8 protein-coding genes are annotated in these 14422 nt (G+C 71.8%); 5 read left to right on the forward strand and 3 right to left on the reverse strand.

Features of this window, described 5'->3' with window-relative positions:
- Positions 1-2181 carry an alpha/beta fold hydrolase gene (locus tag ACQEVZ_RS57965; protein WP_433385138.1) on the reverse strand — a complete coding sequence of 727 codons (2181 nt, stop codon included), beginning with the start codon at positions 2179-2181 and terminating at the stop codon, positions 1-3.
- A 37-nt stretch (positions 2182-2218) separates the two neighbouring features.
- Positions 2219-2959: an ROK family protein gene (locus ACQEVZ_RS57970; RefSeq protein WP_344504589.1), complete on the reverse strand. Its 741-nt coding sequence runs from the start codon at positions 2957-2959 to the stop codon at positions 2219-2221.
- A 203-nt stretch (positions 2960-3162) separates the two neighbouring features.
- Here ACQEVZ_RS57970 and ACQEVZ_RS57975 point away from each other — a divergent pair, with 203 nt between their 5' ends.
- Positions 3163-4524, forward strand: a complete 1362-nt coding sequence (locus ACQEVZ_RS57975; RefSeq protein ID WP_433385141.1) for a TrpB-like pyridoxal phosphate-dependent enzyme — start codon at positions 3163-3165, stop codon at positions 4522-4524.
- A gap of 114 nt (positions 4525-4638) precedes the next feature.
- Here the strand turns inward: ACQEVZ_RS57975 and ACQEVZ_RS57980 are convergent, their stop codons facing one another.
- Complete coding sequence (locus tag ACQEVZ_RS57980) at positions 4639-6921, reverse strand: glycosyl hydrolase family 18 protein (protein ID WP_433385144.1); 2283 nt, start codon at positions 6919-6921, stop codon at positions 4639-4641.
- Positions 6922-7133: 212 nt separating this feature from the next.
- Between ACQEVZ_RS57980 and ACQEVZ_RS57985 the strand changes: the two genes are divergently transcribed.
- The 4 genes from ACQEVZ_RS57985 to ACQEVZ_RS58000 all read left to right on the forward strand — a co-directional run bounded on the left by ACQEVZ_RS57985 (position 7134) and on the right by ACQEVZ_RS58000 (position 14371).
- Positions 7134-8657 carry an ISKra4 family transposase gene (locus ACQEVZ_RS57985; RefSeq protein ID WP_433385147.1) on the forward strand — a complete coding sequence of 508 codons (1524 nt, stop codon included), beginning with the start codon at positions 7134-7136 and terminating at the stop codon, positions 8655-8657.
- A 48-nt stretch (positions 8658-8705) separates the two neighbouring features.
- The gene (locus ACQEVZ_RS57990) at positions 8706-9344 is read left to right on the forward strand and encodes a DUF4328 domain-containing protein (protein WP_433385150.1); all 639 of its coding nucleotides are present in this window, start codon (positions 8706-8708) and stop codon (positions 9342-9344) included.
- Between the two features lie 192 nt (positions 9345-9536).
- Entirely contained in the window at positions 9537-12788 is a 3252-nt protein-coding gene (locus ACQEVZ_RS57995) for a carbohydrate-binding protein (protein WP_433385153.1), read from the forward strand.
- Positions 12785-14371 carry a ThuA domain-containing protein gene (locus ACQEVZ_RS58000; RefSeq protein ID WP_433385156.1) on the forward strand — a complete coding sequence of 529 codons (1587 nt, stop codon included), beginning with the start codon at positions 12785-12787 and terminating at the stop codon, positions 14369-14371. The genes ACQEVZ_RS57995 and ACQEVZ_RS58000 overlap by 4 nt, the downstream gene beginning before the upstream one ends.
- Positions 14372-14422 lie beyond the last annotated feature (51 nt).

Below are 14422 nucleotides of genomic sequence, written 5' to 3' on the forward strand. Positions count from 1 at the left end.
TCAGCATGCCTCTCGGTTCACGACGGGGAGATCTTCGATGCCGCGCAGCATCGTGCCGGGCGCGCGGAAGCGCGGCGGGCCGGCCAGGCGCAGGCCCGGGAAGCGGCGCAGCAGCATGGGGAACAGCACCCGGGCGTGCGTGCGGGCGAGGGCCGAGCCGGGGCAGTAGTGCCGTCCGGTCCCGAACGACAGCGGCGGCCGGGCGGTGCGCCGGGTGATGTCGAACGCGTCGGGGTTCCCGGTGTACGAGGGGTCGCGGTTGGCCGCCCCGAGGATGCCGAGCAGCGCCGTGCCGGGCGGGACGGGCACGCCGCCGAACTCGCACGGCTCGGTCGCGATCCGCACCGCCACCTGCACCGGGGGGTCGAAGCGCAGGATCTCCTCCACGGCCCGGTCGGCGAGCGCCGGGTCGTCGCGCAGCGCCGCCGCCTGCGCGGGGTGCTCCAGCAGCAGCCGCGCGCCGAGCGTGATGAGGCTCGCCGGGGAGTCGTAGGCGGCGCCGTAGAGCAGGGCGAGGTCGCCCTGGTACTGCTCCCCGCCGCCCGGCCGGTGCTCGCGAACCAGCCCGAGGAGCCCGTGATCGCGGACCGGCCCGGGAAACCCTTGCTCGTGGGCCGACCCGGGAAGCCCTTGCTCGTGGGCCGACCCGGGAAGCCCTTGCTCGCGGACCGACCCGGGAAGCCCTTGCTCGCGGACCGACCCGGGAAGCTCTTGCTCGTGGGCCGGCCCGAGGAGCCCGTCGCCGGCGAGCGACGACAGGGTGTCGATGATCGTGTCGCCGGCCGCGGCCATCGCGGCGCGCTGCCGGGGCGTCATGAACGGCTCGAACGCGGCGCTCCCGGCGCGGGCGGCGGCCCCGAGGCGCAGCGCGTCGGCGTCCGGTATGCCCAGCAGCCGCCCCGTGACCAGCGAGGCGAACGGCACCGCGACCGCGTCGGCGAGGTTGACCGTCGCCCCGCCCGCCAACTGTGCGGCGAAGTCGTCCAGTACCGACGTGGCGACGGCGACGACGTCGGCCTGCCGCACGGGACAGCGGCGCGGGGTGAGCCGCCGGGCGAGGGCGGTGCGCAGCGGCAGGTGCGCGGGGCCTTCCCGCCAGCCGAACGACTGGTAGAGGCAGCGGACGAGCCGGTGGTCGCGCCAGGTGGGGGTGAGCAGCTCGGGCGCCTCGCCGGCGCTGACGAACGCGGCGTCCTGCAGGAGGCGGGCGCAGTCGGCGTACCGGGTGAGCACCACCGCCTCCGTCTTGCCGGGCAGCTGCACGGGCAGGACCGGGGCGACCCGGCGCAGGCGCTCGTAGGCCGGGTAGGGGTCGGCGTGCGCGGACGGGCGGACCAGGTCCACGAACGTCCGCAGGGCGCGCCGCCGGTCGGTCCCGGCCCAGAACCGCAGCAGCGCCTCGGCGGTGACGCCGGGCCGCTCGAGGTTGGGGCTGTGCGAGGCGCCGTCGATGACCGCGAGGGTCGCGCCGGCCCGTTCGGCGTAGCCGGCGAACTCGGCCGCCGACCACAGCTTCCGGTCCCGGTGCCCGTGCATGACCAGCAGCGACAGCCGGGTGGCGCGCAGCTCGCCGGCGCGGTCGGACTCCCCCGCCAGGGCGGCGAGGGCGCCGCGGACGAACGCGGGGCGCATCAGCCGCAGCCGGGTCCGCCAGAACTCGCGCCGGGCGACGTCGTCCTCGGGGATGAGCCGCCGCACGACCGGCCACATGACGGCGTTGCCTTCCAGCGACAGCGTGTGGTCGAAGCCGCCGAGGATCTTGCGGTGCTTCGGGCCGTCCATGCCGGGGCCGCTGCCGATGAACGCGGCGGAGCCGAGCCGGCGCGGCTGGGCGAGCGCGGCGGCGCGGACCACGAACCCGCCGTACGAGTGCCCGACGACGTGCGGCGGGTCGGCGCCGCCGACGGCGTCCAGGACGGCGATCAGGTCCTCGGCGTGCCGGCGGATGCTGTGGTCGTCGGTGCGGTCGGCACTGTAGTGGCCGCGGTAGTCGTACGCGTAGGCGCGGTAGCCGGCGGCGGCCAGGGCCGGCAGCAGCGGAAGGAAGTCCTCCTTGGAGCCGATCAGGCCCGGGCACAGGACGACGGGGACGCCGGTGTCGGCGGCCGGCGGCGGCAGCGCGCGCAGCGCCGACACGGCACCCCGGGCGGTCTCCAGCACATCGTCACATACCGTGGTCACCGCATCACGGTACGGCACCTTTCGGACATAACCGGCATTACACGCCGATGAGCGTCCAGGCGCGGGACCCGCCGCGGACCCCCGCCTGGTTGGCGACCAGCCGCACGTCGTCCGGCATCGCCACGACGAGACGCTCGGCGTTGCCGCCGCCGAGGTACAGCCGGTCCCAGCGGAACACCGGCCGCAGCCCGTCGACGATCCGCAGCACCCGCCGCGACCACCGCCGGTCGCCGAGCCGCCGGCGCTCCAGCTCGCCGAGGAAGTCGTCGTAGGTGCGGCCCCTCGAGTACGGCGCGTGCGACAGCTCCAGGTGCGGCGCCAGCCGCCCCTCGTCGAACAGCGCGCTGCCGAGCCCGGTGCCGAGCGTGAGCACCAGCTCCAGGCCGCGCCCCTCGACGAGCGCCGCGCCGTGCACCTCGGCGTCGTTGAGGACCAGGACCGGCCGGGCGAAGGCGCGCCCGAGCTCGGCCCGCGCGTCGAACCCCTTCCACAGCGCGAACAGCTCCGGGTCGACCGGGGTGTGCGGGCCGGCCTCGTTGACGTAGTGCGGGGTGGCGACGACGACCCCGTGCCGGATCATCCCCGGCAGCCCGACGGTGACCCGGTCCGCCGCCGGCAGGCCCTCCGCGATGCCGAGCAGCACCTCGACGAGGCGGGCGGGCGGCAGCGGGTACGGCGTCGGCACCCGCACCGGCTCGCAGCACAGCGTGTCGGTGTCGTCGACCACGGCGGCCTTGAGCCCACCGCCCCCGCAGTCGATCGTCAGCGTCGTCACCATCCCAGGATTCTGCCTCGGCACACCCGGGCCGCCGCGACGCGACAGGACACTGCACAGACTTCGCAGCGTTTACGGCGACAACAACGGGCAGGCTACATCGTGTCACCGCTCATGGAAGGTGAGTCCTGACCCCGGACCGCTCCCGGGTGACGGCCGGGTGAAAGCGGCCCTCGGCGCCGGCGGTGCGGTTTAGCTTCGACGGCATGACCGCCACGAAGATCATGCTGGACGAGGGCGAGATGCCGCGTCGCTGGTACAACCTCATGGCCGACCTGCCGGCGCCGCCCCCGCCGGTCCTGCACCCCGGCACGCTGGAGCCGGTCGGCCCGCAGGACCTGGCGCCGCTGTTTCCCATGGCGCTGATCGAGCAGGAGGTCACCCAGGAGCGGTACGTCGACATCCCCGACGACGTGCTGGAGGCGTACCGCCTCTGGCGCCCGTCGCCACTGTTCCGCGCGCACCGCCTGGAGAAGGCGCTCGGCACGCCGGCCCGGATCTACTACAAGTACGAGGGCGTGTCGCCGGCCGGCTCGCACAAGCCGAACACCGCCGTCCCGCAGGCGTACTACAACGCGGCCGCGGGCATCCGCCGGCTCACCACCGAGACCGGCGCCGGCCAGTGGGGCACGGCTCTGGCGTTCGCGGGCGCGCAGTTCGGCCTCGACGTGGAGATCTGGCAGGTGCGCGCGTCGTACGACCAGAAGCCCTACCGCAAGATGATGATCGAGACGTTCGGCGGCACGATCCACCCGTCCCCCTCGGACCGCACCGAGGCGGGCCGCCGCGTCCTCGCCGCCGACCCCGGCTCGCCCGGCTCCCTCGGCATCGCGATCAGCGAGGCGGTCGAGGTCGCCGCCGCCCGCCCCGACACCAACTACGCCCTCGGCAGCGTCCTCAACCACGTGCTCCTGCACCAGACGATCATCGGCGAGGAGGCGCTGCTCCAACTGGCGAAGGTCGGTGCCACGCCGGACGTCATCGTCGGGTGTACCGGCGGCGGCTCCAACTTCGCCGGCCTCGCCTTCCCGTTCCTGCGCGAGAAGCTGGCCGGCCGGATGGCCCCCGTCATCCGCGCCGTCGAACCCGCCGCGTGCCCGTCGCTGACGAAGGGCGTCTACGCCTACGACTTCGGCGACACCGCCGGCATGACGCCGCTGATGAAGATGCACACCCTCGGCCACGACTTCATCCCCGACCCGATCCACGCCGGCGGCCTGCGGTACCACGGCATGGCGCCGCTCATCTCGCACGTCTACGACCTCGGCCTCATCGAGGCCGCCAGCAAGACCCAGCGCGAGTGCTTCGAGGCGGGGGTGCGCTTCGCCCGCACCGAGGGCATCATCCCCGCCCCGGAGCCGACCCACGCCCTGGCCGCCTGCATCGAGGAGGCGCTGCGCTGCAAGGAGACCGGCGAGGAGAAGGTCATCCTGACCGCCCTGTGCGGCCACGGCCACCTCGACCTCCCCGCCTACGGCCGCTACCTCGCCGGCGACATGGTCGACAAGGAGCTCTCCGACGACGCGGTCGCCGCCGCCGTGGCGCAGCTGCCGAAGGTGCCGGCCTGACGGGTCATGGCCGCTCGAAGTCGGGGCCGGGCCATGCGCCACGCCGGCCCCGCCCCGCTGTCGGCGTGTTCCGACCGGCCCGCGAGGAGCGCCCCCGCGGGCCGGTCGCGGGCGTCAGAGGCCCGAGTTGAGCGCGGTCATCAGGGTGCCGGACGTGGTGTCGCCGGACATCTCCCAGATCATGCCGCCGAGCAGGTTCTGCTGCTTCACCCAGGCGGTCTTCTGCGCGATGGACCAGGTGTCGTCGAAGGTCCACCACTGCCCGCCGGGGCCGGTGTAGCAGGACGTGGCGATCGACTGCACGTCGTGGTAGACGGTGCAGTTGGGCACCATCGCCAGGAGGTTGGCGTAGCCGCGGGTGCCGGCCTCCTCGGCGAACTGGCCGGGTGCGGCCCCGGTGGCCGTCTGCCACTCACCGTTGGTGGAGCCGGCGGCGACGCCCTGCCAGCCGCGGCCATAGAAGGCGAAGCCGACGGTCAGCTGGCGGGGGTTGACGCCTGCGGAGGTGTAGGCCGCCACCGCGTTCTGCACGCTGAAGGTGAAGGAGTACGGGTCCTGGGCGTCGCCGTACAGGTTGCCCTGGTGCCCGGTGCGGTTCGGCTCCCACGAGTTGTCGCTGCCCGCGCCGTGGAAGTCGTAGCCCTGGACGTTGGCGAAGTCCAGGGAGTCGAAGACGCTCGGGGTGCCGTCGGCGTGGGTGATGTCCCAGCCGGCCGCGATCTTCGCCGGGTCGGCGGGGGTGAAGGCGGTCAGCAGGTAGCGCTTGCCGGTGGTGGCGCTCAGCGCGTCCATCTGCCGGCGGAACTCCGCGAGGAGCAGCGTGTTGTTGGCCTTGTCCTGCGCGCCCCAGTGGTTGCCGGCGTGGCCCTCGGCGCCGGGCCACTCCCAGTCCAGGTCGATGCCGTCGAAGATGCCGGCGGCCGAGCCCGCGCCGCCCGCGTTGTTGTAGCTCGGCAGGTTGCCCTTGATGTACATGTCGATGCAGGAGCGCACCAGCTTCTCCCGCGAGGCCGGGGTGGCGGCCGCGTCGGAGAAGTACTTCGAGTAGGTCCAGCCGCCGAGCGAGATGAGCACCTTCAGGTTCGGGTACTTCGCCTTGAGCTTGCGCAGCTGGTTGTAGTTGCCGCGCAGGTTCTCCCAGCCGGTGTCGGCGACGCCGTCGACGGACTGGGCGGCGCTGAACGGGCGGCCGTAGTCGGCGTCCGCGTCGCCCGCGCCGGTGCCCTGGTCGGGGTCCTGCGGGTTGGCGGTGGTGCCGCGGGTGACACCCTGCAGGCAGGTCAGGTTGACCGGGTCGAGGTTGGCGAACGCGTAGTTGAGGTGGGTGAGCTTCGCCGCGGCGCCGGACGTGTCGAGGTTCTTCACGAAGTACTGGCGGCCGTAGATGCCCCACTGCACGAAGTAGCCGACCTTCGCGTAGTTGCCGCCGCCGACCGCGTCGTCCGTGGTGACGGTGACGGCCGCGCTGGCGGGTGAGGCGTTGTCGTAGGTGTCGCGGGCCTTCACCGTGAACGTGTAGGCCGTCAGCGGCGCCAGTCCGGTCACCGTCGCCGTCGTCCCGGTGGCGGTCGTGACGAGCGTGCCACCGCGGTAGACGTCGTAGCCGGCGATGCCGCTCGGGTCGGTGACCGCGTTCCAGGCGAGCGTGACGCTGACCGAGGTCTTCGCCGTGCTGCGCAGGTTGCCGGGCGCCGCCGGCGCGGTGGTGTCGTCCGCGGGGTTGAGCGTGGTCGCGGAGACGGCGGCGCTGTCGGCGGACACGTTGCCGCGGGTGTCGCGGGCCCGCACCGTGAAGCTGTACGCGGTGTTCGGCGTGAGCCCGGTGACCACGGCCGACGGACCAGTGGAGGAAGCAACCACCGTAGAGCCGCGGTAGACGTCGTAGCCCGCGATCGGGAAGTCGGTCGCCGCGGGGGCGGTCCACGCCAGCGACACGGTCTTCGTCGTGCGGCCGGTGACGGACAGGCCGGCGGGCGCGTTCGGGGCGCGGTCCGGGCTGCCGTCGCACTTGTTGCCGTTGATGCGGCAGTTCAGCGGTTCCGCGTTGGTGCCGGTGGCGATGAACCAGAAACTGTACGGCTCGGTGTTGCGTCCGGCCGCCACGGTCCCGTTGTAGTGCGCGTTCACGACCGTGACGTGGTTGCCGGTCCGCGTGACGGTGCCGTTGTACCCGGTGCCGACGTTCAGCCCGGCCGGCACGTCGAACTCGAGGGTCCACCCGGTGATCGAGGTGCTGGTCGGGTTGCTGACTGTGTACTTGTCGACCCAGTAGGTGCCGTAGTCCGCGGCGGAGAACGCGGCGGTGAGCCCCGCGGGAGCGGCGTGCGCGGTGCCGGGTATCGCTACCGCGGCGGAGACGGTGAGCAGGATGGCTGCGAAGAGCCTGGTGGGGTGCACTCGTGCCTCCTATTAGGAAAGTTTCCTAATAGTCCTCGCGGGACCTGCAGAAAGTCAAGAATATCGATTTGCTTAAAGCATTTGGGTGTGGCTCTCTTGAAGTGAAGATCAAAATCGCTTGAGCTTGTGGATTGTGTTGCGCTGCAACAGAAAGAGGCTCCTTCTCGGTACGTTTCTGGGTGTCGACGCCAAGAACGTAAAGAAGGAGCCCAATGGCAGTGTACGCAGGTCCGGGTGGCGGGGTGGGGTTTGAGCGGTCGCGGCAGCGGTTCGAGGCTGTGGTGGGCTGGCTCGCCGGGGGCAACGCCGGTGAGCTTTCCCATGCTGAGCTGGAGGAGCGTCTGACGGTCGAGGCCCGGGAGGTGACGCGGGTGCTGCTGCAGGATCATCTGGATCTTCGCGCGGTGCGTGAGGAACGGCTGCCCGAGGTTGTCGGCGTTGACACGGTCACCCGCCGGTATGCCGAGCGTGGGCACACTCGCGGTCTGGTCACCGTGTTCGGGCAGGTGAGCGTGGAGCGGATCGCGTATCGGGCCAAGGGGGCAGGCAATCTGGCACCGGCGGACGGGGTGTTGAACCTGCCGGACGGGCTGCATTCGCATGGGCTGCGCCGGCTGGCGGCGATCGAGGCCGCGACCGGCTCGTTCGAGTCCGCTACCGCCGCGATCGAGCGCGCGACCGGGGTCGGCGTGGGCAAGCGCCAGGTCGAGGCCCTGGCCGCGGCCGCGGCGGTCGACGTGGACGCCTTCTACGCATCCCGGCAGCACCCGGCTGTGCCGGTCGGGGACGTTGTGGTGCTGACCGCCGACGCGAAGGGGATCGTGATGCGCCACGATGCACTACGCGAGCCCACGGCCAGGAAAGCCGCCGCCGGCGGGCACAAGCTGGCCACCCGCCTGTCGCGGGGAGAGAAATCCGGCCGTAAACGCATGGCCGAGGTGGTGGCCGTCTACCACTGCACACCGGCACCACGCACCCCTGACGACGTGATCGCCCCGCCCGCCGCCCACACCGGCGGCGAGCGGCGTGAGCGGCGGGCGGGGCCGAAAGCGGCCGGCAAGTGGCTGCACGCGTCCGTCACCGACGACGCGGCCACCGTGATCGCGGCCATGTTCGACCAGGCCGAACGCGCCGACCCGGACGTTGCACGTCCCTGGATCGTGCTGGTCGACGGCAACACCCACCAGATCGACCTGATCACGGCGCAGGCCCGCGCCCGCCACCACCCGGTCACGATCATCGTCGACTTCGTGCACGTGCTGGAGTACGTGTGGAAAGCCGCGTGGAGCTTGCACGCCGAAGGTGACCCGGCCGCCGAGACATGGGTCGCCGCGCAGGCCCGTGACGTTCTCGCTGGGCGCGCCCACCGGGTCGCCGGACGCATCCAGCGCACCATCGCCCAGCGTGGCCTGACCACCGAGCGACGCAAAGGCGCCGACGCGTGCGTGACCTACCTGCTCAACAAGGCCCGCTATTTGCGCTACCACCAGGCCCTGACCAACGGCTGGCCGATCGCCACCGGCGTCATCGAAGGCGCATGCCGACACCTGCTCAAAGACCGCATGGACATCACCGGCGCCCGCTGGGGCCTGCCCGGAGCCGAGGCCATCCTCAAGCTACGAGCCTTGATCAGCAACGGCGACTTCGACACCTACTGGGCCTACCACCTCGAGCAGGAACACCACCGCGTCCACACCAGCCGCTACCCCGACGGCATCATCCCAGCACCGGCTTGATCATCCCTTCAGGAGAGCCGCACCCAAAGCATTTAAGGTGTTCGAGGCATGAGCGATATTCGCACCGCGACACCCCATCGCCTTGCCGTCCCCGGCATACTCGCCGTCGGCGGGCTGGCCCTCGCCGGCCTGGCGCACGCGTTCACCATCGCCGAGTCCCTGAAGGGCGCCGACGCGCCCGCCGAGGACGCGGGCCGCGAGGTGGCCTTCGCGTCCAACTTCGGCGTCAGCACGTACGTCTCCGGCGACACCGCCTCCGGGATCCTCGGCGCGGCCAGGCTGCTGGTCCTGGTGCTGGTCATCGTCTGGCTCTACCTCGCCCGGGACAACTTCGACCGGCGCGGCGACCGCAGCGTCGAGTGGAAGAAGGGCTGGACGATCGGCGGCTGGTTCGTCCCGCTCGCCAACCTCGTCATCCCCAACCGGGTCGTCGCGGAGATCCACCGCCGCAGCGCGCCCGACGGGACGTGGCCCTCCGACCGGATCGTCAACGCCTGGTGGGTCGCGCTGCTGATCAGCTTCATCGGCTACACCGAGACCTCGCAGTACGCCAGCGGCGAGATCATCGTCTACAGCCCGCCGTTCTTCGCCGTCGTCTCCGGCGTCGCCGGGATCGCCGCCGCGGTCCTCCTGGCGCTGATCGTCCGCAAGGTGTCGACGTGGCAGGACAACATTCCGACGAACTGACGGAAAGTTCTGCCGGCACACGCGTCGATTTCTTGCATCCATCGGCGCGAGTTAGTAACGTCGGCTCACCAACCATCGCGACGTGTGGATGTGTGGGGCTTCGGCGGCCCGCGCACCTGCCGCCGGCGCGCCCGCCAAGCACCTGCGTCGGCATCGCGTGACCCCCCGACCCTTCGGGAAGGACACCCGCCGATGCACCCCGCATTCAGAAGAGCCGCGGCGGCGTTGCTGATCAGCAGCGCCGCGGTGGCCCTGCCCACCCCCGCGCACGCCCACACCTCCATCAATCCGGCCCTGTTCCAGCAGGTCGAGCTCGCCAAGGGGATCAACGAGCTCGGCGAGCCGATGTCGATCGCCGTGCTGCCCGACCGGTCGGTGCTGCACACCGCGCGCAACGGGACGCTGCGGCGCACCGACGCCGCCGGCAACACCTCGGTGATCGGGACGCTGCCCGTCTACACCCACGACGAGGAAGGCCTGCAGGGCGTGGCCGCCGATCCCGGCTTCGCCACCAACCGGCAGATCTACCTGTACTACGCGCCGCCGCTGAACACCCCGGGCGGCGACGCGCCGGCCGCGGGCGCGGACTGGACGCCGTGGAAGGGCGTCAACCGGCTGTCGCGCTTCACGCTCAACACCGACAACACGCTCAACACCGCGAGCGAGCGCACGGTCCTCGAGGTCGGCACCGACCGCGGCATGTGCTGCCACGTCGGCGGCGACATCGACTTCGACGCGGCCGGCAACCTGTACCTGTCGACCGGCGACGACTCCAACCCGTTCGACTCCGCCGGCTACGCGCCCATCGACGAGCGCACCGACCGCAACCCGGCCTACGACGCGCAGCGGTCGGCGGCGAACACCAACGACCTGCGCGGCAAGATCCTGCGGATCAAGGTCAACGCCGACGGCTCGTACAGCATCCCGGGCGGCAACCTGTTCCCGCAGGGCACCGCGAACACCCGCCCCGAGATCTACGCGATGGGGCTGCGCAACCCGTTCCGGATGAGCGTCGACAAGGCCACCGGCGCCGTCTACGTCGGCGACTACGGCCCCGACGCCGGCACCACCGACCCCAACCGCGGCCCGTCCGGGCAGGTCGAGTTCGACCGGATCACGTCGCCCGGCAACTACGGCTGGCCGTACTGCACCGGCACGAACACCAGCACCGAGACCTACAACGAGTGGAACTTCGCCACCAACAGCACGGGCCCCAAGTACAACTGCGCGGGCGGGCCGACGAACAACTCGTTCCGCAACACGGGCCAGGGCACGCTGCCCGCCGCGAAGCCCGCCTGGATCCGCTACGCCGGTGACGCCGGCAGCCCGCCCGAGTTCGGCAGCGGCTCCGAGTCGCCGATGGCCGGCCCCGTGTACCGCTACGACCCGGCGAACCCGTCGGCCGTCAAGTTCCCCGCCGACCTCGACGGGCACTTCTTCGCCGGCGAGTTCGGCCGCCGCTGGATCAAGGCGATCGACGTCAACGGCGACGGTTCCCCCGGCGCGATCGCGAACTTCCCGTGGTCGGGCATGCAGATCATGGACCAGGCGTTCGGCCCCGACGGCGCGCTGTACGTCCTGGACTACGGCGCCGGCTTCGGCAACGGCGACGCCAACTCGGCGCTGTACCGCATCGAGTACACCGGCGGCGGCAACCGGGCGCCCGTCGCGGTCGCCGCGGCGAACCCGACCTCGGGCCCGGCGCCGCTGACCGTGAACTTCAGCTCGGCCGGCAGCAACGACCCCGAGGGCCAGGCGCTGACCTACAGCTGGGCGTTCGGCGACGGCACCACGTCCACCGCCGCCAACCCGACGAAGACCTACGCGACGGCCGGCACCTACACCGCCACGCTGACCGTCCGCGACCCGCAGGGCGCCACCGGCAGCGCCAGCGTCCGCGTCTCCGCCGGCAACACCGCGCCCGTCGTGCGGATCGTGGCGCCCGCCAACGGTTCGCTCGTCTCGTTCGGCGACACCGTGCCGTACCAGATCACCGTCACCGACCCCGAGGACGGCACCGTCGACTGTGGACGGGTGCGGATGACGTACATCCTCGGCCACGACACCCACGGCCACCAGATCACGTCGCAGACCGGCTGCACCGGCTCGATCACCATCCCGCTCGACGGCGAGCACGACGCGGCCGCGAACATCTTCGCCGTCTTCGACGCGGAGTACACCGACAACGGCGGGATCACCACGCACACGCAGCACACGCTGCAGCCGCGGCACCGGCAGGCCGAGCACTTCGCCACCCAGCAGGGCGTGCAGACCTTCGACAAGGCCGGCGCCGAGGGCGGCAAGACCGTCGGGCAGATCGAGAACGGCGACTGGATCGCGTTCAGCCCGTACCTGCTGAACAACGCCACCTCGTTCACCGCGCGCGTCTCCTCGGGCGGCGCCGGCGGCACCCTGTCGCTGCGCGCCGGGTCACCGACCGGCACGCTGCTCGGCTCGACCACCGTCCCGGTGACCGGCAGCTGGGACACGTTCGTCGACGTCACCGGCACCGTCTCCGGCGCGCCCGCCACCGCCGGGCAGCTGTACCTGGTGTTCACCGGCGGTGCCGGCGCGCTGTTCGACCTGGACGCCTTCACCGTCAACACCGGTGGCACGCAGCCGCCGGCCGGCCGGGTCGAGGCCGAGTCGTACACCTCCCAGAACGGCGTGCAGGTCGTCGCCGACGGCACCGCGCACGGCGGCAACCGCGTCGGCTACATCGACGGCGGCGACTGGGTCGGCTACGCCGGCGTCAACGTGTCGGGCAAGACGGGCTTCACCGCGCGGGTCGCGTCCGGCGGCACCGGCGGCACCATCCAGATCCGCTCCGGCTCGCAGACCGGCCCGCTGCTGGGCTCCGTCAACGTCGGCAACACCGGCGGCTACGGCACGTTCGTCGACGTCACCACCACCCTGACCGCGGGCAGTGGCGCGCTGTTCCTGGTGTTCGTCGGTACCGGCACCGGCGGTCTCTTCGACGTCGACGACTTCCTGCTCACCGGCGGGTCCACGCCCCCGGCGACGAACCTCGCGCTGAACAAGACCGCCACCGCCGACAGCCAGTGCGCCGCCACCGAGGGCCCGGCGAAAGCGGTGAACGGCACCGTCAACGGCGGCAACGCCGACAAGTGGTGCTCCCTCGGCACGTCGAAGTGGTGGCGGGTCGACCTGGGCTCGGTCACGAGCGTGGGCCGGGTCGTGATCCGGCACGCGGGCGCGGGCGGGGAGAACGCCGCCTTCAACACCCGCGACTTCGACGTGCAGACCAGCACCGACGGCACCACCTGGACGACCGTGTCCCAGGTGCGGGGCAACACCGGCAACGTCACCACCTCCACGTTCGCCGCCGCCGGCGTGCGGTACGTGCGGGTCAACGTCATCGCACCCACCAGCAACGCCGACACCGCCGCCCGCCTCTACGAAGTCGAGGTCTACGCGTCATGAGAAAGCTCCTCGCGCTCGCCGCGGTCACCGCGACACTCCTGGCCGCCGCGCCGGCACCCGCCTTCGCCGACACCGCGTTCGACGTCCTCGTGTTCTCCAAGACGGCCGGGTTCCGGCACGACTCCATCCCGGCCGGCATCACCGCCATCCAGCAGCTCGGCGCGGCGAACGGCTTCACCGTCACCGCCACCGAGGACGCGAACGCGTTCACCACGGCGAACCTCGCCCAGTACGAGGCCGTCGTCTTCCTCAGCACCACCGGCGACGTCCTCAACGCCACGCAGCAGACCGCGTTCGAGTCCTACATCCGTGGCGGCGGCGGATACGTCGGGGTCCACGCCGCCGCCGACACCGAGTACGACTGGCCGTTCTACGGCGACCTCGTCGGCGCCTGGTTCTCCTCCCACCCGGCGATCCAGCAGGCCACGATGAAGATCGAGGACCGCACCCACCCGGCGACCGCGCACCTCGGTGCCACCTGGGTCCGCACCGACGAGCTGTACAACTACCGCACCAACCCCCGCTCGACCGCCCACGTCCTCGCGACCCTCGACGAGACCACGTACTCCGGCGGCACGATGGGCGCGGACCACCCGTTCGCCTGGTGCAAGACGATCCAGAGTGGACGGTCCTTCTACACCGGCGCCGGCCACACCCAGGAGTCCTATTCGGACGCCGCGTTCCGGGCCCACCTGCTCGGCGGCATCCGCTACGCCGGCGGCAAGGTGGCCGCCGACTGCTCGCCCGGCAGCACCCAGCCGCCCACCGGCCGGGTCGAGGCGGAGTCCTTCACCTCCCAGTCCGGCGTCCAGGTCGTCGGCGACGGCGCGGCGCACGGCGGCAACCGCGTCGGCTACATCGACGGCGGCGACTGGGTCGGCTACGCCGGCGTCAACGTGTCGGGCAAGACGGGCTTCACCGCGCGGGTCGCGTCCGGCGGCACCGGCGGCACCATCCAGATCCGCTCCGGCTCGCAGACCGGCCCGCTGCTGGGCTCCGTCAACGTCGGCAACACCGGCGGCTACGGCACGTTCGTCGACGTCACCACCACCCTGACCGCGGGCAGTGGCGCGCTGTTCCTGGTGTTCATCGGTACCGGCACCGGCGGTCTCTTCGACGTCGACGACTTCCTGCTCACCGGCGGGTCCACGCCCCCGGCGACGAACCTCGCGCTGAACAAGACCGCCACCGCCGACAGCCAGTGCGCCGCCACCGAGGGCCCGGCGAAGGCCGTCAACGGCACCGTCAACGGCGGCAACGCCGACAAGTGGTGCTCGCTCGGCGCCACCCAGTGGTGGCGGGTCGACCTGGGCGCCGCGGTCTCCGTGAGCCGGGTGGTCATCCGGCACGCGGGCGCGGGCGGCGAGAACACCGCCTTCAACACCCGCGACTTCGACGTGCAGACCAGCACCGACGGCACCACCTGGACCACCGTGGCCCAGGTCCGCGGCAACACGGCGAACGTCACCACCACCACGTTCACCCCGGCCAGCACCCGCCACCTGCGGGTCAACGTCATCACCCCGACGAACAACACCGACGCCGCCGCCCGCCTCTACGAGGTCGAGGCGTACGCCGTGTAGGTTTCACACCCGCCGGTGCCCGGGACCTGCGCGAGCAGTCCCGGGCATTGA

Origin of the sequence: Dactylosporangium sp. CA-152071, assembly GCF_050936335.1 — a bacterium.
Classification (GTDB): domain Bacteria; phylum Actinomycetota; class Actinomycetes; order Mycobacteriales; family Micromonosporaceae; genus Dactylosporangium; species Dactylosporangium maewongense.